Here is a 26,340-nt window from a genome sequence, read left to right as displayed (position 1 = left end):
AGCCTAACCCGGTGGCGACAGTGGATATTGTGGCCGATATGGGACTGTTCGGCCGGAAGAGGGCCAAGACCGAGGCCGCCGCGCTCGCCGAGCACCTGGTGCTCGACCGGTGTTGGGACGACGTGGCCCTCGACGCGGGGGTGGACGCGGTGCGGGAGGGGCACCGCAAGGCCGCGTTGGCGCTGCTGGGCGAGTGCCGCGACGACCATGAGTTGCGCGCGCAACGGGTTCGGGCGCTGGCCGAGGCCGCGGTGGGGCAGTCGACGGAGATCAAGGGGATGGTCACCGAGGACCTGAGCCCGGCGGACGGGGCGGACATTCTGCTGTGGCTGGGGTGCACGCTCGTCGCGGAGGCGTGGGAGATCCGGGGCGGCGGGTGGGCGCGGACGGTGGGCGACGACCGGTTCCGGCTGTTCTTCGCCCGGCTGCGCGAGGCCCGCGACCCGCTGATGGCCGCGGCCCGGCTCGCTCCGGGCGACGCGACGCCGTGGGTGGAGTTGCAGCGGTACGCGCGCGGGATGCGCCTGGACCGCACCCAGCGCGACCTGGTGTGGGTGGAGGCGATCCAGCGGGGCGCCACCTCCTACCCGGTGCACGCGGCCCGGTTGCAGAATCTCGCGCTCAAGTGGGGCGGGTCGCACGAGGACATGTTCTCCTTCGCCCGCGACACCGTGGCCAAGGCCGCGCCGGGGAGCCCGCTGGTGGCGATGCTGCCGATCGCGCACGCCGAGTACCTGCTCAAGGAGGGCGACCGGTTCATCGCCGAGGGCAGCACCTGGTCGTATGTGCGGCTCAACGTGCGCTATTTCGTGCCCGAGTTGCGCGCCGAGTTGGTCGCGGCGGAGGAGAAGTGGCGGGCCGTCGAGCCGTCCGGCCCGTTCGCCAAGGAGGCGCACAACCTGTTCGGCTGGGCCATGCTGGAGGCCGGGGAGCCCGACCGCGCCCGGTGGCACCTGTCGCGGGTGGGGAACCGGCCGTCGAGCCTGCCGTGGGATTACGCGGGCGAGAACGCGTTCGCGTTGGCGCGTGTCCGATTAGGACTGGGGCTGGATTAGCTCACGCCAGCGTCTGCCACCACGGGTCGACCGGGGGCGGGTTGTCCACGTCGACGCACTCGCCGGGGCGGGGGACGGCGAGCGGCACCTCGCGGGCCTTCGCCTCGGCCCACACCCGGTCGACGGGGTCGGTCCAGGAGTGCACGGCGAGGGTGAAAGTGGCCCAGTGGACCGGAATCAGCAGCCCGCCGCGCACGTCGATGTGCGCGGCGACGCCCTCTTCCGGGGTCATGTGGATGTCGGGCCACGCGTCGCTGTAGGCGCCGATCTGGACCAGCGCGGCGTCGAACGGGCCGTGCTCGGCGCCGATGCTGGCGTAGCCGTCGAAGTAGCCGGAGTCGCCGGTGTAGAACACTTTGCGGGTGGGACCGGCCACGACCCAGGACGCCCACAGGGTGTCGTCGCGGGTGAGCGTGCGGCCGGAGAAGTGCTGCGCGGGGGTGGCGATCAGCCGGACGCCCGCCACCTCGGTTTCCTGCGACCAGTCGAGTTCCACGATCCGCGCCCCAGGAACCTTCCACCGCTCCAGGTGCGCGCCGACGCCGAGCGGGACGACGAACACGGTCTCCTGGGCGTCGGCCAGCGCGCGGATCGTGGCCATGTCGAGGTGGTCGTAGTGGTCGTGGGAGATCACCACGGCGTCGACGCGGGGCAGTTCGGCCAGCGGCACCGGCGGTTCGTGCAGCCGCCGGGGGCCGATCCGCCGCGACGGCGACACCCGCTTGCTCCAGACCGGGTCGAACAGGACGCGGGCGCCGTCGATCTCCACCAGTGTGGTCGCGTGGCCGTGCCAGGTGATCCGCAGGCCCTCGGCGCGGTCCGCCGCCGGGGCGGGCGGCACCAATGGGATCGGCGCGGACGGCTTGCGGGCCACGCCGCCGAACAGCATCTCGCGCACGATGTCGCGCATCGCCCCGGGCGGGACCGGGCGCGCCTTGGCGCGGTTGCGGAACGCGCCGTCGTGGAACTGCGGCGACCGGCTGATCCGCTCGGCGCGGTCGCCGCGCGCCTTGCCGCCGACCGCGGCGGGCACTTCGCGGACTGCCCACGCCGCCGCGGCGGCCAGGCCAAGGGCGGCCAGGGATCGTCTCATGCGATCGATCCTGCCACCGGGATCGGCTGGCCGCCGCTGTTCGCCCGAGTCCGGACGGGAGCGTCGCTACTTCCAGCCCGCCATCCGCAGCCGCATCGCCCGCCGGGCCACCAGCCCCGGCCGCGGCACGCGCACGGCGATCTCGGCGAGGTGCGCCGGGTCGACGCGCAGGCTCGCGGGCGCCGGGTATTCGGCGCGGGGCGCGTCCGGGTGCTCGGGGGGCGGCAGGTCGAGGATCGCCCGCAGCGCCCACCGGGCGTGGCCCTGGTAGGACCAGACGACCTCGGCCGCGGTGAAGACGTCCCAGTCGCCGTCGTGTCTGGACCGGGCGGCGGTGACGTCGTGCGCGTCTTTGATCACGACGTAGTCGACGTGCTGTTCCCAGGCATAGGTCGCCACAATGGCCTCCGGCCGGTCGGCTCCGCCGCAGAGGTACACGGTGAAACCGTCCGCGACCACGGCGCGGAGCAGGTCGTCCACATCGCTCAACTCAGCCGATTGTGACGTCTCGCAAGGCTGGCTCATCGTCATCACCCGATTGGCCGGTGTCATTGTCGCCGCAATTAGCCACTTGATGACACGGTGTGCTCGTTAACGACTGTGTACATCACCCGAATGCCGTATGGGGAGATTTTGTAGTTAGTGACACCAATGGGACAACCCGGGCGGGTGACTTTGGCGAGCCGGGCGAGCGGAAGGTTCCGATTTGTGTCATCCGGTGAAACGCCGAAGGGCCGGAGGCGCACGTGGAGCCTCCGGCCCTGGCCGGTGTGGACGGGACGGGAACGATCGTCCCCAAGGGACACAGTGGAGCCGCATCCCACTGATATGCCGGAAAACCGCTAGCGACTTTTCGACAGCGGACCCTGGCTCACGGCGCGTGCGCGGCGACCAGGTCCACGATGATCCGACGGGTCTGGTCGAGGGTGTCCTCGTGCCCGAGCGGGACGAGCCGGAACGCCAGGCGGGTCAACACATCCCCGACCGTGACGCACTGCAGGAGGGTGGCCCGCAGCGCGGGCGTGTCGGCGAACCCGAATCTGCCCACGAGCAGATCCGAGAAGGCGCAGGCCAACGGGTCATCGAACTGGCCGGGCTCCTCCAACTCTCCCGCCGCGAGACCGGCGCCGCTGATCGCGCGGAACCCGTCGTCGTTGCGGCACATGTCGACATAGACGGAGTAGGCCAGCTCGACCGCGGCCCGCCACTCCTCGGGCGCGATCTCGCCCACCGCCTCCTGCACCCGCGCCTGGAACCGCAGCGCGTTGCGCTCGGCGACGGCCTTCGTCACCGCGATCTTGTCGGGAAAGTAGCGGTAAACCGACCCGATCGACACCGTGGCCGCCTTCGCGATGTCGGCCGTCGTCGCCGCCGAGAACCCTTTCTCGGCGACCACCCGCGCGGCCGCGTCCAGGATGCGTTCGATCTGACGGCTGGCCCGATACTGGGTCGGCGCCCGCCGAACCTGGTAGGGCGTGTCTGGAACGGTCACGCGCACCATTGTGCCCACGTCGATCAGGCCCCTTGGGCCAGGTGGAGGAACCCATGTCGCAAACATGCGCGTTTTGTCGCATCCTCGCCGGCGAGACCCCGGCGACGGTCGTCCACTCCGACGCGGGCGCCCTGGCCTTCCTGGACCACCGCCCGCTGTTCCACGGCCACGTCCTGCTGGTCCCGCGCGCGCACCACGCCGTGCTCAGCGACCTGCCCGCCGACGACGTCGGCCCGTTCTTCGCCCTCGCCCAACGGTTGCAGCGGGCCGTCGAGGACGGCCTCGGCGCGGACGGATCGATGATCCTGATCAACAATGTGATCAGCCAGTCGGTGCCGCATCTGCACCTGCACGTGATTCCGCGGCGGAAGAAGGACGGCCTGCGCTTCTGGCTCGGCCCCCGCCACCCCTACGACGACGAGCACCCCGCCGAGGCCTACGCCGAGCGCATCCGGGCCGCGCTCTGACAAAACGAGAAACAGTACCGCGAGAATCCCGGCGGAAGACCGCTTTTCGGCGGATCGAGTGACTACCGGTCGAAAGTGCCCGGCGGCGACCCTAACGTGCTGGCTGTGGCACGTGCGGCAATCGGACTTGTCACGGTAAAGACGGAAACATCGGGCGGCGCGGCGCCGACGTCCCGGGAGGGGAAGAGTCCTGCCCACCGGACCGACGGTCTGCGGCCTGGAGTTCGGACGATGGTCGAACCACTTGGAGGGCGGATGGCGTCGATCAAACCGCGCGAACTCGACGCGGCCGTGTGCGCGGACATCGTGGGCGAGCGGGTCGGCGGATTGGTCTGGACCGGCTCGGAACTGTCCTGGGTGGACGCCCGCGCCGGGCTGCTTCGCTTGGCACGACTGGCTTCTGGCCGTTTCCGGCACGTCGCCACCCTCGGCATCGACGGCATCGCGCACGCGGCGGTCCCGACCGAGCCGGGGTGGATTGTCGGCGGCGATCCCGTCCACCTGCGCCGCGACGGCCGGACGACCCCGCTGGCTCTGCCCTCGGCGACCGGACTCTGGAGCGACCCGGCGGGCCGGTTGTGGCTGGACGCGGGCGGGTTCCGGCGCGTCGACCTGAGCGGCGCGGTGGCCCGAACCCCGGGGGCGCGCACGTTCGACGCCGCCTGGAGCCCGGACACGGCCACCGTCTACCGCGCCTGCCCGGACGGCCTCGTCGCGCACGATTTCGACCTCGTGAACGGGATTCTGGGGCCGCAGCGGGTGTTACTGGCCGCGCGGACGCGCGGGGTGGCGGTGGACGACGAGGGCCACGTGTGGGCGGCGACCCCGGACGGCGTGTGGCGGGTCGACGCGGCGGGCGGGGCGCACGCGGTGGTGCGCCTGCCGTCGGCGACCCCGGTCGGCTGCTGCTTCGTCGGCGAGACACTGCTGATCGCGACAGCCGAAGGCGCGGTGCACGCGTGCGCCCCCGGGGTGCGCGGGCGGCCCTCGGTCCGGTGCGCGACGACCCTGCCGAAGACTGTGACATGGTAGTGACTATCACCACATCGCGCACGCGGCGAAATGGCGGTATTCGCAAGCCCCTGAATGGCCCAGAGTGATCGCTTGACGCTCCAGCGTGATTCGTATGTTCGAGGGAATCGAGTTGCGCGGGCTACTACTTTCGGGCCGCACCAGGTACCCACCTAGATGTGGAAAAAGCTGCGCGTTGGCGCGCGCCCGCCATCGTCCTGGGCGCGGCCGCGGTGTTGCCCGTGGTGCTGGGCTTCGCACTTGATTGGGCGGACTGGCTGACGATCGCGGTCTTGGTGCTGTCTTTGGCCCTAGGCGCGATGATCGTCAAACAGATTTTGTTCCGCCGTGAGCAAAAAGAGCTGCGCGCCGAGGCAATGCGCCAGCGAAAGCAGCCGAATGCCGAGCCGCCGCCGCACGCCGAGCACCACGTGCCCGCGATCCCCGTCGACAGCGCGGAGCCGTACTACCGGTTCATCCTGTCCTGCACCGTCTGCTGGACCCCGACCGGCGGCGTGCCGCAGCACGGGAACCTGCGCGGCCTGGCTGTGCACTCCATCCTGGAACGCGCCCGGCACGTCACGGTCGGCGGCTCCCCCACCGACACCGCCGCCGTGCAGACCCGCCTGGCCGCCGAACTCGGCGCCATGCTCCCCGACCGCTCCGGCCAGATCGTGGCCTGGGCCGAGCAGGTCGCCCTGACCGTCCCGGAGGAAGACGCCCGGCGGCTGGAACGGCTGACCGAGCTGCGCAAGGAAAAGCAGGTCCGCCACCACGAGCAGGAGCTGGAACAGCGCACCCGCGCGTACCTGGCCGACGAGGTCCTGGTGGACCCCGGCACCGCGGTCGTGTGGTGGCTGGCCCGCCACCCCGAGCAGGTCCGCGAAGCCGCCGACCTGATCCCCACCTTCGCCCGCCTGTCCGCGGCCGTCACCAAGTCCGAAATCGCCCCCCAGTACGCCGAACGCCTGGACGCCACCGCCGACCGCCCCGCCCTGAGCGCGGTCAACTGGCCCCGCCTGGACGCCCAGGGCGAGGAATCGCGGCGCCAGCTGCCCCGGCCGGACGGAAAGGACGCCGCCGACCAGCCCCTGTGGCCGCGCGGCAACCGAGACCACGGCGACTTGGACGACGACTTCGAGGAGCCGGAGGACACCTCCTCCGCCCGATGACCCGGCCCTGGGCAGCGTGATCGCGCGTCGTCACCGACCCGAGCCCCAGAGCAAGACGAGGCCCCGGCGCCGCCCTGCGTCGACCCCGGGGCCCAGCCGCCGCACCGCCCGCGTCGGCGGCGAGACGGACGGCGCCCGTAGCCGACCCTGCTCGGCCCGGTTCACCGCTCGCACCCGCCATGGTCCCCGCTCACCGGCGGCGATGGCAACGGCCGTTCCGAAGCTCAGATTCGGGCATCGAGGTAGGCCATCAGGCGCTGCTCATCGATGCGCAGGAAGCAGCCCTGGCGAACCTCCACGATGCCCGCCTCGCGAAAGCGCTTGAGGAAGTGCCCCACGCGGGACCGGGTCGTGCCGACCATGCCCGCCAGTTCCTCTTGGGTGATCTTCTCGTCGATGCGCAGGGTGCTCGCCTCGCGCTTGCCGAGTTTGCGGCCGAGGCTGAGCAGCGTCGACCCGAGCCGCTGCTCGCTGTCGACGGTGACCAGGTCGCTGATGACCTGCTGTTGCTCGGCCAGGCGCAGGGCCATGTGCCGGACGAAGTCCTCGACCAGGCCCTCGCGGCGCAGGGCGGCGTGGAAGACGTCCATGGCCATGGACTGCAACACGCTGGGCACCATGGCGATGGCGGTCTCCGCGCGCGGGCCGCCGAGCACGCACAGCTCGCCGAACAGGTCGCCCGCCGGGTGGATGGACAGCAGGCATTCCTTGCCGCCCTTGGAGTACATGACGGTCTTGATGCGGCCCGCGCGGACCAGGTAGACGTGGTCGCTGCGATAGCCGCAGTTGTAGACGTTCGCGTTCTTGTCGATCCGGACCGACGACGCGCTGAGCGCCTGCCCGGTGATCACGCTCTCCAACCGCTCCCCGAACGTGATGCCGGATAACGGAGCCAAGGTCATGGACATGGTTTACCCCCTCGGTACGCGGCCTGCGCGATGACTGATCGTTGACCTGCGTGTTGACAAGCTGTCGGCATCCGTCCGATCGGTGCTGGCGAAGAATCGCGCATCGGAGCGCTGATCAGGCCAAACGGACACCGTGTGGGTCGACAGCAGTAACGTCGAGCTAGCGCCCGCCCGCTCTGAGGAGACCCGCCTTGCGCTCGTGTCGGCCGTCGACCGGACCCTGAGGGCTCGTGTCAAGGGCGACGATCTTACAAAAGTCATGGCCGAGGCCTGGGTCGGGCATCAGATCCAGGGCCAGTCAAGGGTCTTGGCGGGCGCACCGGATGCTGGAACGTTTCCGTCGCCACCGGTGAGTTCTACCTGGTGTGAGGTAGAGTTGAGCTCTAAACGTCCACTGCCAGAGGGGTCAGCATGGCACAGACCGATCCCGGTGAGGGCCAGCGCGGCGGTCATCACGGCGGTGGCGATCGTCTTCATGATTTCCTCCGAAGCTTGTTGACTTGAGTCAGTGACTAGAGGAAATCATGAGTCAGCACAGGAGTCAACAATTGTCAAATCCTGTCCGGGCAGGTAAGGTCAGCCAGCCCGAATTCGGTCAACGACTGAAGAGTCTTCGGTTGAGCCGCGGGATGTCCCAGCGCCACCTCGTGTCCGGCGGAACCATCAGCGCCAGTTATGTCTCCCTGCTGGAAGCGGGTAACCGGGTACCGACTCTGGAGGTTGTTCACCAACTCGCGAAGGTGCTCGGCGTGCGCGCCCGCGACCTGGCGGGCGACAGTTGGCCGGAGGAGGAACGTCCGTCGACTGTTCGGACCAGCGAGCATGACTCTGGTCAACTTATGACCCGGATTCTGACCCAGTCCGCCTTCGCTTCCGGCGACCTGGTCGACGCCCGCAGGCACGCGGAGGACTCGTTCGACCGGGCCCGCCAGTTTGGCGAGCCGACCGCGATCATCGAGAGCGGGATGTCGTTGCAGCGCATCCTCGGCATGACCAACGAGCACCGGCACCGGCTCACGGTGCTGGACGAGCTCGCCAAGGTCGCCGAGACCGCGGGCCTGGAGACCATCCTGCTGTCGATCAACATCGATCTGGCCACCGCCTGCCGCGCCGTCGGCGAGATGAGCCGCGCCCGGACCCTGCTCGGCGAGACCCAGCACGCCCTGGTCACCAGCCCGCTCGCGGGCACGGCCGAGGAGGTGCGCCTGTACGCCGTGCAAATCTCCGTGCTCTGCGACCTGGACGAGTCCGGACTAGCGATCGAGCTGATCGACCCCATGCTCGCCGCGGCCGCCACCCTCGACAGCCCCGCGACCTCCGGCCGCGCCTACTGGACCGCGGCCGTCGCCCTCGGCCGCGCGGGCAGGCGCGAAGACGCCTTGGCCCACCTGGAACACGCCCGAGACTCCCTCAACGGCTCGATGCCCGTCCAAGACTGGCTGCGCTTCTGCCGCGCCGCCGCCTCCATCCAACTGGACTGCGGCGGCGACCTGGCGGAGGTGAAGAAGCTGATCGCCGACGCCCGCAGCGCCCAACGCACCCTAAGCATGTCCACCGACCGCGACGAGGTGGACAGCCTGGAGGCCCGCTACGAACTGGCCTCCGGCAACCCCCGCGAAGCCATGCGAATCTGCCAGGAAGTCCTATCCCGAGGCGAAGTAGCGGGCTACGAACTGCTGCGCTCCCGCCGCACCCTGGCACTGGCCGCGGAAGAAGCAGGAGAACCCGAAACGGCCAGAACCCAATTGCGCATCCTGGCCGCCGACGCCGAGGAAGAAGGCGCCCTGTCCATAGCGGTCTGGGCCTGGAAACGCCTAGAGGGCCTACGCGACAAGAACACCTGACCCCCGGCCAACCCGACACCCGCCGCCGACCTTCCCATGATCACGGGTTGAGAATGCCGACGAGCAGCGAAGAATCACACCACCGGCTCCCAACATGGCGTATCCACGAGGAACGTCTTGTCGACAACACCCGCCGAATCGACGTGGCGATCGCACATGTCGAACTACCCGACGGCGTGCGATTCGAGCAATACGTTCTGCGCATGCCCAAGGCAAGCATGACCGTAGTGCTCAACGACGACCGAGACCACGTCCTGCTGATCTACCGCCACCGCTTCATCATGAACCGCTGGACCTGGGAACTCCCAGGCGGCTACGCCGACCCCAACGAAGACCCAGCGCGCACAGCAGCGCGTGAAATCGAAGAGGAAACCGGTTGGCGCCCCCACTCCCTCCGCCTCCTGACCACCTTCCAACCCCTAGCGGGCACAGCCGATTTCGAGAACCTGATCTACCTAGCCGAAGGCGCCGAAAACATCGGCTCCCCTCCGGACAGCAACGAGGCCACCCAAGTCGAATGGGTACCCCTATCCAAGATCCAAGCCATGATCGCCAACGGCGATATCATCGGCGCCGGAACCCAACTCGGCCTGATGTTCGTCCTGGCCAATTAACGAGCGGGCAGCGGCACCTCAACCGCATCCATCCGTTCAAACAGCGCAGCCGCATCCTAACGAGGGGGCGGAGCAGCGAACGCCCTCCTACCAGCCGTACCCTGCCTTGTCAGGTGGCCCAGTGAGAGCGGGACAGCGAACCAGCCCCCCACGAAGCCGAACCGACGCCTGCCAGGTGCTCGATGGGGTGGAGTGGTTTCTTTGGGGGTGAAGGAAGATCCCTAAACTTGCCGTGGTCGTGGGGCCGAAGGCTCCCCACCCGTCTTTCCCACGACGGGATCTTCCTTCGTAGGGGCCCCAAAGAAACCACTCCACCCCATCGAGCAACCCACACAGAGCAGCCCGCGAGGCCACCTCCAGAACACCGAAGGTGGCCCCACAGCAGCGAGCAATCAGGCGAAGTGATAGTCCAAAGTATACTCAGCAGTAGTCCCGTCGAGCGCGACCACAGTCCCCTTCCCCCGCAGCCCCACCAGCTCACCAGTCGCCGAGCCAGGAACCACGAACCAGGTCGAAGAAGGCGGTCCGCCATCCACGACGCCCTCGGTTTGCAGGATGAACTGCCCCGTCTTACCCCCAAGCGCCCCAGTGACACGCTGGATGCCGACAAAGCTGGCGTAGTCCTTCGGATAGGCCAGCAGGTAAGTCAAGGTTCCCTCACCGACGATGTCGCCCTCAAAGGTGTTGCGAACGTCAGCTTTGGCGATAACCGGAGCGTCGTCCGCCTGGTCGTACGGCGCTTCCTCCCAGCTCGTGGTGACAAACTTTCCAGTGGCGTTGGTCATGAGATTCCTTCAGATGTTTCGGATGTCTGCTGGGGAACGCGCAGGACCGTCAGGCAAACCAGCAGCGCAAGCGCGGCAAGACCCGCCCCAGCGAGGAAGACGCCCTCAAAGCCGCCGATAGCCTCGGACGTCGGCGCGCTGAGGGGGGCCATGGGAATGGGGCCGGTGAATGCGGCCGCGGTGGTCAGCACCGCGATGCCAACCGCGCCGCCGACGAGCATGGCGACGTTGAACAGGCCGGAGACGGCGCCCGCGTTGCGGGGGTCGATGCCCGCGGTGGACGAGATGGACAGCGGCACGAACGTCAGGCCCAAACCGATGCCCGCGAGCACCGTGGGACCCAGGACGTTCACCCAGTAGGAGCCGTCGGCCGGGACCTGGGACAGCCAGGCCATACCGACCGTGACGCTGACCAGGCCGGGCACCAGTGCGGTGCGGACGCCCTTGGCGGCGATGATCTTCGTGGCCAGGCCCGCGGTGACCGCGTAGCCCGCGAGCAGTGGCAGGTACGACAAGCCCGTCTGGATGGCGCTGAGGCCCAGGACGTTCTGCAGGTACAGGGTGACGAAGAAGAAGTACCCCATCTGGGTGGTGCCGAACAGCGCGGTCGCCCCCAGTGAGCCCGCGGTGTTGCGGTTGCGGAACAGCGTCAGCGGGATCACCGGGTCATGGTGACGTTTCTCCACGGCGATGAACACGCCGACCAAAGCCAGGCCGACGCCCAGCAGAATCAGGGACGACAGGGAGAACGCGCTGCCGCCGCTGTGCGCGTCGAGCAGGGCGTAGGTGACGATCAGCAGCGCCGCGGTGATGGTCACCGCCCCGGCGGCGTCGAGGGACGGGCGCTTGTCCGCCTTGCTTTCCTTGAGCACGATCGGGGCCAGCACGACGATCGCGACGCCGATCGGCAGGTTGATCAGGAAGATCCACCGCCAGTCGGTTGTCGAGGTCAGCACACCGCCGATGAGCAGGCCGAACAGCGATCCGCCCGCGCTGGCGCCGCCCCAGGCCGCCAGCGCCTTGTTGCGGGCGGGGCCCTCGGCGAACATGGTGATGATCAGCGACAGCACCGCGGGGGCCGCGGCGGCGCCGCCCATGCCCTGCACCGCCCTGGCCAGGACCATGGTGACCGGGTCTTGGGCGAGCCCGCAGACCACCGACGCGACGGTGAACACCGACACGCCGGTCATCAGCACGAGCCTGCGCCCGTAGACGTCGGCGAGCCTGCCGCCGAGCAGCAGGAGGCCGCCGTAGAGCAGCATGTAGCCGTTGACGACCCAGGCCAGGCTGTTGCCGGTGAACCCGAGTTCGGTCTGGATGCTGGGCAGCGACACGTTCACGATCGTGGCGTCGATCTGGACCATGAACTCGGCCAGCAGCAGGGTCAGCAGGACGACCTTGCCCACGGCGGCCGCGGTGGGCGGCGCCTTGGCGGTCTCCTCTACCCGCTCGAATGTGTCCGACATAAGAGCCTCTCCCTGGTGGGTACGCGCGGTGACACAGGTGGGACTGACGGTATGGGCGGGACCACGCCGGGGAATGCTCAGAACTGAGCACACGGAAGTGTGATTGGCGCTGCACAGATTTGTGCAGACGGTGACGAAAGCGTTCGGCACCCTCGGTGGCTCACCGCCGACTGAGCGATCCGAGCGAGGAGCCTCCCGTCATGACTCCCACCACCATCGACCGCCGCCGATTCCTCCAGCTGTCCGCGCTCGCCGCCGCCATCACCGGCGGCGGGGCGCTCACCGGCTGCGCGTCGCGGGCCTCGGGCAGCGACACCGGGGGCGCGTCGACCCTGCGCATCGGGATCGCCGACGCGACCAAGAGCACCGCGCTCGACCCGCGAGCCATCGGCTACGGCGCGAGCCTGATGGTCCTGCACCACGTCTACGACTCGCTGATGTTCATCGACAACGGCAAGTACGCCTTAGGTTTGGCCGAGTCCGTCACGCCCAACGCCGACGCGACGCGGTGGACGATCCGGATCCGGCCGGGCGTGAAGTTCCACAGCGGCAGGCCGGTGACCGCCGCCGACGTCGCCTACAGCCTGCAGACCATCGGCGCGCCCAAGAGCACCCGAAGCTCGGTCTACGCCGACGTCGACGGCGCCAACATCAAGGTTGTCGACGCGACCACCCTCGAAGTGCCGCTCAAGCGCCCGCGCGGCGACTTCCGCGAGGCCATCCTGGTCATCTTCTCGGTCGTCTTCCCCGAGGGCACCACCGACTTCACCAAGGCGGACGGCTCCGGCCCCTACCGGCTGGAGACCAACGACGGCAAGAACGTGGTGCTGTTGGGCAACAAGGACTACTGGGGCCAGCGGCCGCCACTGTCCCGTTTGGACATCGTGCGGATGGCCGACGCGCCCGCACGGCTCAACGCGCTCAAGGCGGGCGAGATCGACTACGCGGTGGGCATCAGCGCGACCGGCGCGCAGGCGGAGCGGGCGAACCAGAACCTGGAGCTGCGCCGCGGCGGCGCGGCCAACTCCAACGGCCTGTCGTTCAGCATGAACCAGCGGCTCAAGCCGTTTGACGACCCGAGGGTGCGCAAGGCCGTTCGGCTGGCCGTGGACCGCAAGGCGCTGGTGAACAACTCCCTGCTGGGCCTGGGAACGCCCGCCAACGACGTGATCGGCCTCGGTCTGCCCGGCTACGCCGACCTGCCCGAGCGTAACCAGGATCTCGACCAGGCGCGGAAACTGTTCACGGAGGCCGGAATCAGCGAGCTGACGCTGCGGATCGCCGAGCTGGTCCCGGGAATGGTCGGCGCGGCGCAGCTGTTCGCCCAGCAGCTTGGGCAGGCCGGGGTGAAGCTGAACCTCCAGCAGGTTCCGGCCGACACCTACTACGCCGACCTCAAATCCCTTGCCACGGTGCCGTTCCAGGGCTTCTACTACCTGAACCGGCCCGCCGCGGTGCACTTGGCCGCGGTCACCAACTCGAAGGCGCCGTTCAACGTGACCGGCGCGGGCGAGGACCACCACCGCAGGCTCACCGCCGCGCAGCAGACCGTGGACGACGGCAAGCGCGCCGAGCAGTTCGCCGCGATCCAGCGCCAGTTCCACGCCGAGGGCGGCGATGTGGTGTGGGGCTTCCAGGAGCAGATCGACGCGTCCCGGCCGGGGGTGCGCGACGTCGCGATGCGCGACTCGCTGCCGCTGTTCATGCGCGCGTCGGCGTGAGCGGGGAAAGCCCATGAGAGCACTGGTTTTCGTCCTGCGCAGGCTGCTCGCGGCGGCGGGCACGCTGCTGGCCGTGTCGGTCGTGCTGTTCGCTGGCTCGGAGGTGCTGCCCGGCGACGCGGCTTCCGCGTCGCTGGGAATTAACGCTACCGCTGAGCAGACCGCGCTGGTCCGCGCGGAACTCGGCCTGGACCGGCCGCTGGCCGTGCGGTATCTGGAATGGATCGGCAACGCGGTTCAGGGCGACCTCGGCGTGAGCGTGCTGGAACGCGCGCCGGTCGCCGAGATCGTCGCGATCCCGTTGGCGGACACGGCTTTGCTGACCGTGCTCGCGGCGCTGGCCACGATCGTCATCGCCACCGCGCTCGGCCTCGCCGCCGGGCTGCGGCCGGGCAGCCGGATCGACCGGCTGCTCTCCGGCGGCGCGCTGGTGGCGGTGTCGATTCCGCAGTTCGTCATCGCCGGTCTGCTGGTCCTGCTGTTCTCCTCGGTGCTGGGCTGGCTGCCCGCGGTGTCGCTGGTGCCCGCGGGCGGCGCGCCGATCGACCGGCCGGAGATCCTGATTCTGCCGGTGGCGTCGCTGACGATCTTCGCGGCGGCGTGGGCGAGCAGGCTGATCCGCGCCATCGTGATCGACGCCAACACCGCGCCCAACGTCGAGGCGGCGCGGCTCGCCGGGCTGCCCGAGCGGCAGGTGATCCGCAGGCACCTGATCCCGGCCACGATCGGCCCGGCCGCGCAGGCGTACGCGTGGCTGGCGAGCGCGCTGTTCGGCGGCACGGCGGTGATCGAGCAGATTTTCAACTACCCCGGGCTGTCGGAGACGCTGGTCAACTCCGTCCGCCACCACGACACGCCGGTCCTGGAAGGGGTCGGGCTGCTGCTGGCGGGCATCATCATCGGCTCGCTCGTGATCGCCGACCTGATCGGCCTGCTCGTCAACCCGAAGCTGAGGACGGCAGCATGAACGAGAGCATCCTGACCCGCGCGGTGCCGCCCGCGCCCGCCGCCCGGCGGCGCGGACTGGTCGGCATCCTGTTCCTGTTGCCCGGTATCGCGGTCGCCGCGCTCGCGATCGCCGGACCGTGGCTGACCAGCGCCGATCCCAGCCTGATCGTCGCGCCGCCGTACACCGAGGCGGGCGGCGGCCTGCCGCTCGGCGCCGACGCGACCGGCCGCGACGTCTGGGTGCGGATGCTGACCGGCGGACGGCCGCTGATCGTGATCCCAGTCGTGGCGACCATTGTGACGGCCGTGCTCGGCACCGCCCTCGGCGCGGCGGCGGGATATCTCGGCGGCTGGTTCGACGCGGTCGTGTCCCGGTTCGACGCGCTGTTCCTGGCGTTCCCGCCGATCCTGGCGATGCTGATCCTGCTCAACGGCTGGGGCTACTCGACCGCGACGCTGATCGCGGCCGTGGTGATCACCGGTGTGCCGTTCGTGTCCCGGGTCGCCCGCGCGGCCACCGTCCAATTGGTCCACAGTGGATTTGTCGACGCGGCGGTCGCGTTGGGCGACAGCTCGTTTTCCATTCTGCTGCGGGAGATCCTGCCGAACATCGTGCGGCCCATCCTGGCCGACGCGGGCACCCGGCTGGCGATCGCGATCACCCTCACCGCCTCGGCGGGCTTCCTTGGCTTCGGCCCGGACGCCCCGAACTGGGGCGCGATGATCAGCGAGAACATGGAGGGCATCACGCTCACCCCCTGGGGTGTCGTCGCGCCCGCCATCGGCCTCGCGGTCCTCGCCGTCTCCACCAACCTGGCCCTTGACCGCCTCGCAGGAAAGATCGGCTCATGATCTCCATTTCCGACCTCACCGTCGCCGACACCGCCGGTCGGGCCGTGCTCGACCGGGTCACGCTGCGCGTCGAGCCGGGCGACCGGGTCGGCATCGTCGGCGAGTCCGGTTCTGGCAAGACGACCCTGGCCACCGCCCTGCTGGGCGCCATCCGCCCCGGCCTGCGGGCCGCGGGCGGGTCGATCACGTTCGACGGCCGCGACGTGCTCTCGTTGGGCGAGCGGGAATTGCGGGCGCTGCGCCGTGACTCGTTCGCCTACCTCGGGCAGGACCCGGCGACAGCGCTGACCCCGACGATGCGGGTCGGCAAACAGATCGCCGAGCTGGCAACGGATCCGTCGCCGGAGTCGGTCGCCCGACACCTCGAAGGCGTTGGGCTGCCTGGTGATCGCGCGTTCCAGCGGCGGTTCCCGCACCAGCTTTCCGGAGGGCAGCAGCAGCGGCTCGCCCTCGCTCGGGCGATGGCGGGCGAGCCCGCCGTGCTGATCCTCGATGAGCCGACCACCGGTTTGGACGTCATCACGCAAGCCTTGGTGCTGACCCAGATCGAGGAGCTGGCCGCGGCGCGGGGAATCACGCTGCTGTTCATCACCCACGACCTGATCGCCGCCGCCCGGCTGTCGGACCGGCTGGTGGTGCTGCGCTCGGGGCGGGTCGTGGAAGAGGGCCCGCTCGCCGCGACGCTGACCGCGCCGAAACACCCGTACACCGCGGAGCTTGTCGCCGCCGTGCCGGACATCGCGGAGGCGTTCGACAAGGACAGCCCGGCGCGCGCTTCGGCTCCGCTGCTGGAAGTCCGCGACCTCGTCGCGGGCCACGGCCGCGGCAGGCGCAAAGTGACCACTTCGGACGGTGTGTCGTTTCAGGTGGCGCGGGGCGAATGCGTCGCGCTGCTCGGCGCGTCCGGCACCGGGAAGACGACCATCGCGCGCTGCGTCAGCGGCCACCACCGCCCCGACTCCGGGCAGGTGCTGATCGACGGCGAGGTCATGCCGGTCAACGTCCGCGACCGAACCCTGGCCCAGCGGCGCAAAGTGCAACTCGTGCCCCAGGACTCGGCCGGTTCACTGAATCCGCGCCGCACCGTCGGCGCCGCCATCGCCCGCCCCCTTCGTGTCCTGCAAGGCATGGACAAGGCGGCGGCCGAAGCGGAGACGACGCGTCTGCTGTCCCTGGTCGGCCTCCCCGCCGAGATGGCGGCCCGCTACCCCCGGCAACTGTCCGGCGGGCAACGGCAACGGGTGACCATCGCCCGCGCCCTGGCGGCGAAACCGGAGCTGCTGGTGTGCGACGAGATCACCTCCAGCCTGGACGTGCGCGTGCAGGCTGGGGTCCTGGACTTGGTGGCCGAGCTCAGCCGCACGGAAGACCTGGCCGTCGTCCTGATCACCCACGACCTCGGCGTCATCGCCCGCATGGCCGACCGCGTGCTGTCCCTCCGCGCGGGCGTGGTCGCCGAACAGGGCACCGTCCATGAGGTCCTGGGAAACCCCCAACACGAGTGGACCGCCGAACTGGTCGCCGCCGTCCCGTCCCTCCGCACCGAGCTGGCCAACCGAGCCCCCCGAAAAGCAGGCGCCGCCTAGGGCCTGTTGGCGTGGGCGGAGGCTGGCTGGAGGGGGAGCGATGAGCGAATTGGCAGGGACGCGGCTGCCGTCGTTGACCGGGTTGCGGTTTGTGGCGGCGGGGATGGTGTTCGGGTTCCACGCGAGCATCGAAGGGGTTTTCGATGATCCGGGGACGGCTGCCGCGGTGGGGCAGGTGTTCAGCCGGGCGGGGTTCTTCGGGGTGGAGTTCTTCTTTGTGCTCAGTGGGTTCATCCTCACGTGGACCGCGCGTCAGCAGGACACGCGGTGGGGGTTTTGGGGGCGGCGGGCGCGCAAGATTTACCCGAACCACGTGGTGACCTGGGGTGCGGCGGTTGTGCTCGCGCTTGGGGCGGGGCAGGCAGTGGGGTGGCAGGTGCTGCCGAACCTGCTGCTCGTTCACGCCTGGGCGCCGGTGCCGGAAGTGTTGAACAGCGCGAACATCGTGGCGTGGTCGCTGGCGTGCGAGGTGCTGTTCTACGCGTTGTTCCCCTTGCTACACGCCGGAATCCGCCGGATCGCGGTGGACCGGTTGTGGTGGTGGGCGGGCGGGGTGGTGGTCTTGGTGTTCACCGTGCCGCTGATCGCGCAGTCGCTACCCGCGGACCCCCAGGTGCCCACGCCAGGTGGGCAGATGTCGTTCTACGCCATCTGGTTCGTCTACCTGTTCCCACCGACGCGGGTGCTGGAGTTCACCCTGGGCATGCTCGTCGCCCGCCTCGTGCGGGACGGTCGCTGGACCCCGCCGTCGCTGGGAGTGGCTGGACTGGTGGCCGGGCTGGCGTATCTGGCGGCGTTCACCGTGCCGTACCTGTACTGCAAGGTCGCCATCGCCCTGGTGCCGCTGGCCCTGCTCATCGCCTCCGCCGCGGCCGCGGACGCCCGGGGCGCGTTCTCGCCGTTCCGCAGCCGGGGCATGGTGTGGCTGGGCGAGATCTCGTTCGCCTTCTACCTGCTCCACTGGATGGTCCTGGTCCACGGCCACCGCCTGCTCGGCACGACTTGGGGCCTCCTCGGCGGGGTGGCGGTGCTGGCGTTGGCGCTGGCGGTCACGCTCCTGCTCTCGTGGGCCCTGCACGTGACCGTGGAACGGCCCCTGACCCGGCCGAAGCCACGCACAAAGCTCCCCGCGAGGTGACGACATCGCCCAGGGGTTCGGGCGTGCTCGACGCGGGCGTTCATCTCGTCCACTCCGTCTCGGCACTCGCTGCCACAAGAGGAAGCCCCTGAGTGGGGTTACCACTCAGGGGCTTCCTCTTGCTGTTCCGGCGGCCTTATCTGTTCGGGGTCACCAGAAGGCGACGGCTCCGCCTTCGACGGCGCCGAAGATGCGCCAGAGTTTGCCGTCCTTGAGGACGTAGGCGCCGAAGGCGACTTCCTCTCGGCCGTCGATGCGCATGGTGCTGCGGGTCATGATCGTGTCGCCGCTGTCGATGTATTCGTCCATGGAGACGAACTCGACGCCCAGGGCCCAGTATTTTTCGTTGACGGCGCGGATTTCGTCGCGGCCCTTGAGGATGCCCTGGAAGCGGCTCCACTCGGCCTCGGGGTGGTAGAGGTCCATCAGGGCGTCGAGGTCGTTGCGGGCCGTGCACTCGGCCATCTGCGCGAAGATGGGGTGGATCTGCGCGGTCATAGTGGGGTTCTCCTCATCGGTGGGACATCGGTTGTGAGTCAGGCCGCTACGAGAGTTTCGAGTTTGCGGGCCAGGTGGGCGGGGGTGGGCATTCCGGCCATCTCCAGGCGGATGTCGCGGGCGCTTTTGACCAGGGTCTCGTCGGTGAGCAGTCGGTCCAGTTGGTCCGCGGTGACCTCGTGCAGGGCGCCCTCGATGGCGCCGCCGCGGTCGACGGCGGCCTTGGTGTTGGCGAACTGGTCGGCGAAGGCGGGCATGAGCATCTGGGGGATGCCCGCGTGCAGGGCGGTGAACGTGGTGCCCGAACCGGCGTGGTGCACGACCGCGTCGGAGGTCTGCAACACTGCGGTCAACGGCAGCCAGCCGCCGAGCTTCACGTTGCGCGGCAGGGGACCTAAGGCGTCGTAGTCCACTTTGCCCAGTGCCAAGATGAACTCGGCGTTGACCTTGCCCGCCTCGGACACCAGGCGCCGCACGGGTTCCACGCCGACGCGTTTGAGCAGCATCGTGCCGAACGTCACCGTGATCCGCTTGCGCTCGGGCTTGTCGAGCAGCCACCGGGGGATCTCGCCGCCGCCGTTGTGCGGCATGTAGCGCACGTTCCAGCCGTCGGACTCGGCCATGCTCTCCGGGGAGACGTCCACGGTCAGGCGGATCTCGGGCAGGCCGCCGACGCCGTGCCGCTCGCGGATGTCGGCCATGTCGGCGAACTGCTGGTCCTCCAGGTCGCGGGTGCGCATGAAGCCGATGCCGTGACTGACCGCGGGCACGCCGAGTTTCGCCGCGGCGACCAGGCCCGCGGGCCATAACTGGGAGTACACGATCAGGTCCGGCCGCCACGCCTGCGCCACGTCGATCAGGCCGTCGCCGATGGGGCCCGCGCCCATGCGGGCCCATAAGAACGACGGCCCCTCCATCTCCGTGAACGGCTTGCTCGCCAACTCCCTGATCAGGTCCGGGTAATCGCGATCGAGGTCCTGGCGCGCCTGGTTCATGTCGAACCCGGGCTGGATGTCGGCGACGTGCAACCCGGTGGGCTGCACCAGAATGTCCCGGGTGGTGGCCAGGAGCACCTCGTGCCCCGCGGCGCGCAGCCCCCAGGCGAGCGGCACCAGCGGCGCCATGTGCGACGGATGTGGATTCGGTGCGAACAGGACGCGCATGGCTTCTGGTACCCCTCGTGTGTAGGTCAGGACAGTGATAAGCCGAGCCTGCGGGCGGCTTCCGCGCGCAGCGCCAGCCGGTCGACCTTGCCGTTGCCGGTGAGCACGGGCTCGGTGTGCCACAGGTGTTTGGGAAGCATGTAGCCGGGCAGCACGGTGGCCAGCCGCTTGGCCACCGCGGCGAGGTCGGTCGACGCGGGACCGGTCACGAACGCGACCAGCGTGCCGTCCACGGCGAACGCCGACCCGTCGAGGCCGGGACCCGCCGCCCGCACCGCGCTCTCGATGTCGCCGAGTTCTATGCGGTAGCCCTGGACTTTCACCTGGTTGTCGTTTCGTCCCAAGTGGACCAACCCCACGTCGTCGGTGAGCCGGGCGCGGTCCCCGGTGCGGTACCAGGTCTCGCCGTCGAGTTCCACGAACTTGCCGGCATCGTTTGCCGGGTCGAGGTAGCCGCCGAACATCTGCGGCCCGGTGAAGCACAGCTCCCCCACCCTCGGGTCGACCGCGCCGTCCTCGTCCAGCAGCGCGCAGCGCATTCCGGGGAACACCTCGCCGATGGGCACGGTGCCTTCGGTCGTCGCGCCGGTGAACCGGTATCCGGTGCAGGCCACCGCCAGTTCCGTTGGCCCGTAAAGGTTGTCCACGACCGCGTTCGGCGCGGCGGTCTGCCAGTAGGCGGCGCTTTCCACCGGCAGCGGCTCGCCGCAGAACACCGTGTGCCGCAATCCGGGCATGCTCCCGGCGGGCAGCGCGCCCCGGGTCCGCAGCGCCCCCACCAAGCTCGGCGTGGACGTCCACACCGTGATCCCGTGCGAGCGCACGTAGCGCAGCGGATTGAGCGCCTGCAACCGGTTGAGCACCGTCAAACACGCTCCGCTCGCCCACGCGACCCAGACCTCGAACATCGACAGGTCGAAGGTCAGCTCGTAGACCTGGCTGAACACGTCCGCCGGGCCGACGTCGTAGCGGCCGAGGCAGACCTCGATGAACGCGCCGATGTTGCGGTGCCGGATCGGCACCCCCTTCGGCACGCCCGTCGACCCCGAGGTGAACAGGATGTAGGCCAGCTCGTCCGGCGAGCCGTCGGGCAGGCTCACCAACGCGTCCCGGCTGTCGGGCACTATGCCGCCCGGAACCCGTTCGCTGGCCAGCACCAGCGGCAGGTCGCCGAGCTGGTCCACCTGCGCCACGCCCGCCGGGTCGACGATCAGCGCGTCGACGCCCGCGGCGGCGAGCACGGCTCGGTTGCGCTCGGCCGGGAACTCCGGGTTGAGCGGCACGAAAGCCGCCCCCGCGTACAGCGTCGCGAGAAAGCCCACATAGGACTCAAGCGACTTGGCCGCGAGGACGCCGACCCGCTTGCAGCCGCCGTGCCGGACCAGCGCGCCCGCCCAGGTCCGGGCGAGCGCGTCGAGCTCGGTGTAGGTCCACAGCGTGCTGTTGATCCGCAGCGCGACCCCGTCCGGGTTGGCGCGCACCCCGTCGAGGAACCAGTGGTGCAGCGGCCGGGGCGGCATGGCTCAGCCCGCGATGCGGTCGCGGGCGATGAGCGAGGTCACCGTCGCCCAGGCCGCCCGCGGGGTGGCGAAGTTCGCCGGGACCAACTCCTCGTCCGGGAAGACGATGCCGTACATCTGCTCCAGCGAGGCGACCAGGCCGACCATGCCGATCGAGTCCAGGCCGAAGGCGGGCAACGCGAGGTCCGGCTCCAGCGCGGCGTCCATGTCGAGGCTGGGCAGGTAGCAGCGGATCACGCACTCGAACTCCGTGTCCCAGGTCATCATCTTCTCCTTGTTTCCTAGCGGGATTACCTAGCGGACCAAAGTGGACAGTTTCTGGGCCAGCTGCGCGGACGTCGGCATCGCGGCCATCTCCAGGCGGATGTCGCGCGCGCTCTTGACCAGGGTCTCGTCGTGCAGCAGGCGTTCGAGCTGGCCCGCGGTGATCTCCGCGAGCGTTCCGGCCAGCGCGCCGCCGCGTTCGACGGCGACCTCGGTGTTGACGAACTGGTCGCCGAACACCGGGAGCATGAGCTGCGGGATGCCCGCGTGCAGCGCGGTGAACGTGGTGCCGGACCCGGCGTGGTGCACGACCGCGTGGGAAGTCTGCAACAGCGCGGTGAGCGGGACCCAGCCGCCGGATTTCACGTTGTCCGGCAACGGGCCCAGCTCGTCGTAGTCGACCTTTCCCAGCGCCAGCACGAACTCCGCGTCGACCTTGGCCGCCTCGTCGACGAGCCTGCGGACCGGCGTGAGCCCGACCCGCTTGAGCAGCACGGTGCCGAGGGTGACCGCGATCCGCGGACGCACCGGCCGTTCCAGCAGCCAGCGGGGGATCTCGCCGCCGCCGTTGTGCGGCATGTAGCGCACGTTCCAGCCGTCGGACTCGGCCATGCTCTCCGGCGACACGTCGACGTTCAGCCTGCACCTGGGCGGTTCGGCGACGCCGTGCCGGGCGCGGATGTCGGCCATGTCCTCGAACTGCCGGTCCTCCAGGTCACGGGTGCGCATGAACCCGACGCCGTGGCTGACCGCGGGCACCTTGAGCTTCGCCGCGGCGAGCAGGCCCGCGGGCCACAGCTGCGAGTAGACGACCAGATCGGGCCGCCACGCCTCGGCGATGTCGACCAGGCCGTCGCCGATCGGCCCGGCGGCCATCCGGGCCCACAGGAACGCGGAGCCGTCCATGTCCATGAACGGCTTGGACTGCATCTCGGAGACCACGTCGGGGTGGTCGCGCTCCAGGTCGAGCCGGGCCTGGGCCATGTCGAACCCGGGGGCGATGTCGGCGACGTGCAGGCCGGTCGGCTTGGTCAGGATGTCGGCGGTCGTGGCGAGCAGGATCTCGTGCCCCGCCGCCCGCAGCCCCCAGGCCAGCGGCACCATCGGGAACATGTGCGACGGGTGCGGGTTGGACGCGAACAGAACGCGCATGGCGGCACGCTCCTCCGGGGGTCTCGACTGCGGCCTGGACTGAGCCGCACCCCAGTGTTCCGACCGCGCCCGTCGCCCTCTGCCTACTTCTGAGCACGTTGCGCACTCAAATCCGGCCCGAACCACCACGCAGAGCTAAATAGTTATCGGACATCGGCAACACTTCTGGGTGATAAGTCGATAGCGCGTGTACACAAAGCAACACGCGAGGGGACTGCCGCAATGCTGCGAGCCGCCGGTCGACTGCCCGACGGATCATCCGATCCAGCCCGTGACGAAGGGGCCTCACCTGGGGGAACGACCCGCCGACGACGGTCGCGGGCCCTGCTGGCAGGCGCCCTGGTCGGCGCCGTCCTGGGCGGCCTCCTGGTCGCGCTGCCCGGCGTCGCCGCCGCCGCGCCCGCCCTGCCCAGCGGCTTCGTGCTGCGCGACATCCCCACCGGGCTGCGCCCGCCGAGCAGCGCGTCCGACCCGGGCGACCTGCTCACCGACTTCGCGTTCCTCCCGGATTCGAGCGTGCTCGCGGTCGGCAAGTACGGCAAGGTCACCTGGGCGCCGCAGACCGGCGCGCCGCGCCTGCTGGCCACCCTGCCCGTCCGCGCCGAACAGGACCTCGGCCTGACCGGCATCGGCGTCGCCACCGACTACGAGACCAGCCGCCACATCTACACCGCGCGCGCCGTGGCAGGCACCGGCCCAGGCTCCGGCCCGGTCGGTTTCCTGCGGCTCAGCCGCTGGACGGTCACCACCAACGCCGCCGGTGAGCCGACCGGCCTCGGCTCCGAGCAGATCGTGCTGCAAACGTCCGCCGACACCGACGTGCACGCCATGACCGGCCTCGAAGTCGCGGCCGACGGCACCATCTGGGTGACCATCGGCGACAACGCCGACTGGCGCATCGTCGACGAGCGCGCGCTGCGCGCGGGCAACCGCGACGACCCGCACGGCAAGCTGCTGCACCTCCGCCCGGACGGCAGCGGCGTTCCCGGCAACCCGTACTACGACGCCGCCGCGCCGCGCGCGGTGCGCAGCCTGGTCTACGCGAGCGGGTTCCGCAGCCCGTTCCGGTTCAGCCTGGCCCCGGGCACCGGCACCCCGATCGTCGGCGACGTCGGCTGGAACCTGTGGGAAGAGGTCAACTTCGTCAACCCCGGCAGCGACTACGGCTGGCCGTGCTGGGAAGGGGCGGGCACCACGCCCGGCTACCGCGACCTGCCCGGCTGCGTCGGCCGCTCCGGCGTGCCGCCCATCCACGCCTACCACCACGCGGCCGGACTGGGCACCAGCATCACCGGCGGCCTCGTGTACACCGGCTCGACCTACCCGGCCGAGTACTCGGGCAAGTACTTCTTCGGCGACTACACCTCCGGTCGTCTGTGGACGATGGGCTTCGACGCCACCGGCCGGGTGACCACGCCCGCGCAGCCGACGTCCTGGGCGACCGGGGTCGGCGCGCCCGTCTCGCTGCGCGCGATGCCGGTCGGCGGGGACATCGTGTTCGCCGACATCGGCTCGGCCAGCCTGCGCCGGATCGTGTACCAGCCCGGCAACAACGCGCCGACCGCGTCGATCGCCTCGACCAACGACGCGGCCACCGGCACGGTCACCTTCGACGCGACCAAGTCGTTCGACCCCAACGGCGACGCCCTCACCTACACCTGGTCCTTCGGCGACGGCGCCACCGCGACCGGCGCGACCGCCACCCGCACCTACGCGGCGTCCCCGGAGTCCTACCAGGTGACGCTCACCGTGACCGACTCGTTCGGCGCGAGCGGCACGGCCACCACCACGGTCTACCCGCGCAACAACGCCCCCGCCCTGACGCTGACACCCCCGGACCCGAGCCGGAAGTTCGGCGTCGGCGACGTCATCACCGCGACCGCCACGGCCACCGACGTCGAGGACGGCCCGGTCAGCGTGGCTTGGGCGACCGACACGGTGCACTGCCACGGCCTCGACTGCCACTCCCACCCGGGCGCGCGGCAGGACGGGAACACGTTCTCGATGGCCTTCGACGGGCACCCCGGCGACACCCGCCTGGAGATCACCGCGATCGTCACCGACAGCCGGGGAGCCACGACGACGAAGACGTTCATCGCGCTTCCCCTCCAGCGCAGGCTCACCGTGGTCAGCAGCGTTCCGGCGGACTTCACCCTGGGCGACCAGCAGACCACGACCGAGTTGTTCACCGTGGGGCAGCAGCTCACCGTCATCGCCCCCGAAGCCGCCCTCGACGGCGTCGCCACCTTCGACCGCTGGTCCGACGGCGCCCCCCGGGTCCGCGGCCTGGTCATGCCCAACGCCGACGTGACCTACACGGCGACCTACCTGACCCCCATCGACCGCCGTTACACCACCGACGCCACCCTCCGCGGCGTTCTCGGCACCCCCACCTCGGTCGAACAGGGCGATCCCACGATGCGCTGGCGCGAGTACACCGGCGGCAGGCTCTACTGGAGCCCGGCCACCGGCGTCCACGACGTCCGCGGGAACATCCTCAAATCATACTTGGCCGCTGGCGGCGCCCTCGGCTACGGCCTACCCACCACCGACGAGTCCGCCGCCCCCGCTGGCGGCGGCCGGTACAACCTGTTCACCGGCGGCCGATCCATCTACTGGACCTCAGCAACCGGCGCCCACCTGGTCTGGGGCGACATCTACACCCGCTGGCGCACCATGGGCGACGTGACGTCTCCCTTGGCCTACCCCACCACCGACGAGACCGGCACCCCAGACGGAATCGGCCGTTACAACCACTTCCAGGGCGGTTCCATCTACTGGACCCCCAGCACCGGAGCCCACGACATCCGAGGGAACATCCGCACCCTGTGGTCCTCCATGGGCTGGGAGCGTTCCGTCCTCGGCTACCCCACCACCAACGAGGAACGCACCCCCGACGGCGTCGGCCGCTACAACCACTTCCAGCAGAACGGCTCCATCTACTGGACCCCCAGCACCGGAGCCCACGACGTCCGAGGCAAGATCCGCAACCTGTGGTCCTCCATGGGCTGGGAACGCTCCTGGCTCGGCTACCCCACCAGCAACGAATACGGCATCAACGGCGGCCGCCGCAGCGACTTCCAGGGCGGCTACATCCTTTACAGCTTCTCCACCGGCGTAGCCACCGCTTACCGCTGGTAACACCTGGCAACACCCAGCCCCAACCGCAGGCCCGACCACTGGCAACAGTGGCCGGGCCTGCTCTTTTCCCAGACAAACCCAAACCCACCAGACCCGCCCTGCCTGCCCAGTGGAAGCGGGGCAGCCCACTCCCCTCCCGCCAACCAAGTCCGCCCTGCCCAGTGCCAAGAGGTGTGGACCAAGAGGCACACCAAGCACCCGCCAGCCACACCTAACGCTGCCAGGTGCTCAAGGGGGTGGAGCAGCCACCCCGACCTCCTGCCACCCGCCTCCTGCCAGGCCAAATCGAGGCTCGCCCAGTGCTCGATGGGAGCGGACCGGGCAACGAACCCACGCCCCCACGAAGCCGCACCAGCGCTCGCCAGGTGCTCGATGGGGTGGAGTGGTTTCTTTGGGGGTGAAGGAAGATCCCTAAACTTGCCGTGGTCGTGGGGCCGAAGGCTCCCCACC

The 26,340-nt window shown here is 69.8% G+C and carries 24 protein-coding genes; 12 read left to right on the top strand and 12 right to left on the bottom strand.

Going from position 1 to position 26,340, the window contains the following annotated elements:
* Positions 1-38 precede the first annotated feature (38 nt).
* Positions 39-1,055, top strand: coding sequence for a hypothetical protein (locus ACZ6SD_RS28850; RefSeq protein WP_465320160.1), 1,017 nt, complete (start codon positions 39-41; stop codon positions 1,053-1,055).
* Between the two features lies 1 nt (position 1,056).
* Here the strand turns inward: ACZ6SD_RS28850 and ACZ6SD_RS28845 are convergent, their stop codons facing one another.
* The 3 genes from ACZ6SD_RS28845 to ACZ6SD_RS28835 form a co-directional block, all read right to left on the bottom strand.
* Positions 1,057-2,148, bottom strand: a complete 1,092-nt coding sequence (locus tag ACZ6SD_RS28845) for an MBL fold metallo-hydrolase (protein WP_465320159.1) — start codon at positions 2,146-2,148, stop codon at positions 1,057-1,059.
* Between the two features lie 66 nt (positions 2,149-2,214).
* On the bottom strand, positions 2,215-2,637 hold the full coding sequence (locus ACZ6SD_RS28840) for a hypothetical protein (RefSeq protein WP_465320158.1): 423 nt from the start codon (positions 2,635-2,637) through the stop codon (positions 2,215-2,217).
* A 382-nt stretch (positions 2,638-3,019) separates the two neighbouring features.
* Complete coding sequence (locus ACZ6SD_RS28835; protein WP_465320157.1) at positions 3,020-3,640, bottom strand: TetR/AcrR family transcriptional regulator; 621 nt, start codon at positions 3,638-3,640, stop codon at positions 3,020-3,022.
* Positions 3,641-3,693: 53 nt separating this feature from the next.
* On the opposite strand from ACZ6SD_RS28835, the gene ACZ6SD_RS28830 reads away from it, so the two are divergent.
* The 3 genes from ACZ6SD_RS28830 to ACZ6SD_RS28820 all read left to right on the top strand — a co-directional run bounded on the left by ACZ6SD_RS28830 (position 3,694) and on the right by ACZ6SD_RS28820 (position 6,290).
* Positions 3,694-4,107 (top strand): HIT family protein, encoded by a 414-nt coding sequence (locus tag ACZ6SD_RS28830; protein WP_465320156.1) that lies wholly within the window; start codon positions 3,694-3,696, stop codon positions 4,105-4,107.
* 624 nt (positions 4,108-4,731) lie between these two features.
* Positions 4,732-5,139, top strand: a complete 408-nt coding sequence (locus tag ACZ6SD_RS28825; protein WP_465320170.1) for an SMP-30/gluconolactonase/LRE family protein — start codon at positions 4,732-4,734, stop codon at positions 5,137-5,139.
* A 158-nt stretch (positions 5,140-5,297) separates the two neighbouring features.
* Positions 5,298-6,290, top strand: coding sequence for a hypothetical protein (locus ACZ6SD_RS28820; RefSeq protein ID WP_465320155.1), 993 nt, complete (start codon positions 5,298-5,300; stop codon positions 6,288-6,290).
* A gap of 224 nt (positions 6,291-6,514) precedes the next feature.
* On the opposite strand, the gene ACZ6SD_RS28815 is transcribed toward ACZ6SD_RS28820, so the two are convergent.
* A complete protein-coding gene (locus tag ACZ6SD_RS28815; protein WP_465320154.1) occupies positions 6,515-7,192 on the bottom strand; it encodes a Crp/Fnr family transcriptional regulator in 678 nt (225 codons plus the stop codon).
* Positions 7,193-7,480: 288 nt separating this feature from the next.
* Positions 7,481-7,675 carry a hypothetical protein gene (locus tag ACZ6SD_RS28810; RefSeq protein WP_465320153.1) on the bottom strand — a complete coding sequence of 65 codons (195 nt, stop codon included), beginning with the start codon at positions 7,673-7,675 and terminating at the stop codon, positions 7,481-7,483.
* A 47-nt stretch (positions 7,676-7,722) separates the two neighbouring features.
* Here ACZ6SD_RS28810 and ACZ6SD_RS28805 point away from each other — a divergent pair, with 47 nt between their 5' ends.
* Positions 7,723-9,042: a helix-turn-helix domain-containing protein gene (locus ACZ6SD_RS28805; protein ID WP_465320152.1), complete on the top strand. Its 1,320-nt coding sequence runs from the start codon at positions 7,723-7,725 to the stop codon at positions 9,040-9,042.
* Positions 9,043-9,095: 53 nt separating this feature from the next.
* Positions 9,096-9,656, top strand: a complete 561-nt coding sequence (locus ACZ6SD_RS28800) for an NUDIX hydrolase (RefSeq protein WP_465320151.1) — start codon at positions 9,096-9,098, stop codon at positions 9,654-9,656.
* Positions 9,657-10,048: 392 nt separating this feature from the next.
* Here the strand turns inward: ACZ6SD_RS28800 and ACZ6SD_RS28795 are convergent, their stop codons facing one another.
* Positions 10,049-10,441, bottom strand: coding sequence for a DUF3224 domain-containing protein (locus tag ACZ6SD_RS28795; RefSeq protein ID WP_465320150.1), 393 nt, complete (start codon positions 10,439-10,441; stop codon positions 10,049-10,051).
* Entirely contained in the window at positions 10,438-11,907 is a 1,470-nt protein-coding gene (locus ACZ6SD_RS28790; protein WP_465320149.1) for an MFS transporter, read from the bottom strand. The genes ACZ6SD_RS28795 and ACZ6SD_RS28790 overlap by 4 nt, the downstream gene beginning before the upstream one ends.
* Positions 11,908-12,107: 200 nt before the next feature.
* On the opposite strand from ACZ6SD_RS28790, the gene ACZ6SD_RS28785 reads away from it, so the two are divergent.
* From ACZ6SD_RS28785 to ACZ6SD_RS28765, 5 genes are read left to right on the top strand one after another with little or no spacing between them, the layout of a single operon-like run.
* Positions 12,108-13,628, top strand: coding sequence for an ABC transporter substrate-binding protein (locus ACZ6SD_RS28785; RefSeq protein ID WP_465320148.1), 1,521 nt, complete (start codon positions 12,108-12,110; stop codon positions 13,626-13,628).
* Positions 13,629-13,641: 13 nt separating this feature from the next.
* Positions 13,642-14,595, top strand: a complete 954-nt coding sequence (locus ACZ6SD_RS28780; RefSeq protein ID WP_465320147.1) for an ABC transporter permease — start codon at positions 13,642-13,644, stop codon at positions 14,593-14,595.
* Complete coding sequence (locus tag ACZ6SD_RS28775) at positions 14,592-15,428, top strand: ABC transporter permease (RefSeq protein ID WP_465320146.1); 837 nt, start codon at positions 14,592-14,594, stop codon at positions 15,426-15,428. The genes ACZ6SD_RS28780 and ACZ6SD_RS28775 overlap by 4 nt, the downstream gene beginning before the upstream one ends.
* Positions 15,425-17,014, top strand: a complete 1,590-nt coding sequence (locus tag ACZ6SD_RS28770) for an ABC transporter ATP-binding protein (RefSeq protein ID WP_465320145.1) — start codon at positions 15,425-15,427, stop codon at positions 17,012-17,014. Before ACZ6SD_RS28775 ends, ACZ6SD_RS28770 begins: the two co-directional genes overlap by 4 nt.
* 40 nt (positions 17,015-17,054) lie before the next feature.
* A complete protein-coding gene (locus ACZ6SD_RS28765) occupies positions 17,055-18,152 on the top strand; it encodes an acyltransferase family protein (RefSeq protein ID WP_465320144.1) in 1,098 nt (365 codons plus the stop codon).
* Positions 18,153-18,302: 150 nt separating this feature from the next.
* On the opposite strand, the gene ACZ6SD_RS28760 is transcribed toward ACZ6SD_RS28765, so the two are convergent.
* From ACZ6SD_RS28760 to ACZ6SD_RS28740, 5 genes are all read right to left on the bottom strand, one after another.
* Complete coding sequence (locus ACZ6SD_RS28760) at positions 18,303-18,650, bottom strand: nuclear transport factor 2 family protein (RefSeq protein WP_465320143.1); 348 nt, start codon at positions 18,648-18,650, stop codon at positions 18,303-18,305.
* Positions 18,651-18,688: 38 nt separating this feature from the next.
* Positions 18,689-19,774: a nucleotide disphospho-sugar-binding domain-containing protein gene (locus tag ACZ6SD_RS28755; RefSeq protein WP_465320142.1), complete on the bottom strand. Its 1,086-nt coding sequence runs from the start codon at positions 19,772-19,774 to the stop codon at positions 18,689-18,691.
* 65 nt (positions 19,775-19,839) lie between these two features.
* The gene (locus ACZ6SD_RS28750) at positions 19,840-21,333 is read right to left on the bottom strand and encodes an amino acid adenylation domain-containing protein (protein ID WP_465320141.1); all 1,494 of its coding nucleotides are present in this window, start codon (positions 21,331-21,333) and stop codon (positions 19,840-19,842) included.
* 3 nt (positions 21,334-21,336) lie between these two features.
* A complete protein-coding gene (locus ACZ6SD_RS28745) occupies positions 21,337-21,597 on the bottom strand; it encodes an acyl carrier protein (protein WP_091455316.1) in 261 nt (86 codons plus the stop codon).
* Between the two features lie 30 nt (positions 21,598-21,627).
* Entirely contained in the window at positions 21,628-22,749 is a 1,122-nt protein-coding gene (locus ACZ6SD_RS28740; protein ID WP_465320140.1) for a nucleotide disphospho-sugar-binding domain-containing protein, read from the bottom strand.
* A gap of 222 nt (positions 22,750-22,971) precedes the next feature.
* Here ACZ6SD_RS28740 and ACZ6SD_RS28735 point away from each other — a divergent pair, with 222 nt between their 5' ends.
* Complete coding sequence (locus tag ACZ6SD_RS28735) at positions 22,972-25,890, top strand: PQQ-dependent sugar dehydrogenase (RefSeq protein WP_465320139.1); 2,919 nt, start codon at positions 22,972-22,974, stop codon at positions 25,888-25,890.
* Positions 25,891-26,340: the final 450 nt, after the last annotated feature.

It is taken from the genome of Actinokineospora sp. NPDC051303, assembly GCF_055586285.1.
The sequence above is the reverse complement of the archived record's forward strand: the minus strand, read 5'-3'. Positions and strand labels throughout refer to the sequence as shown.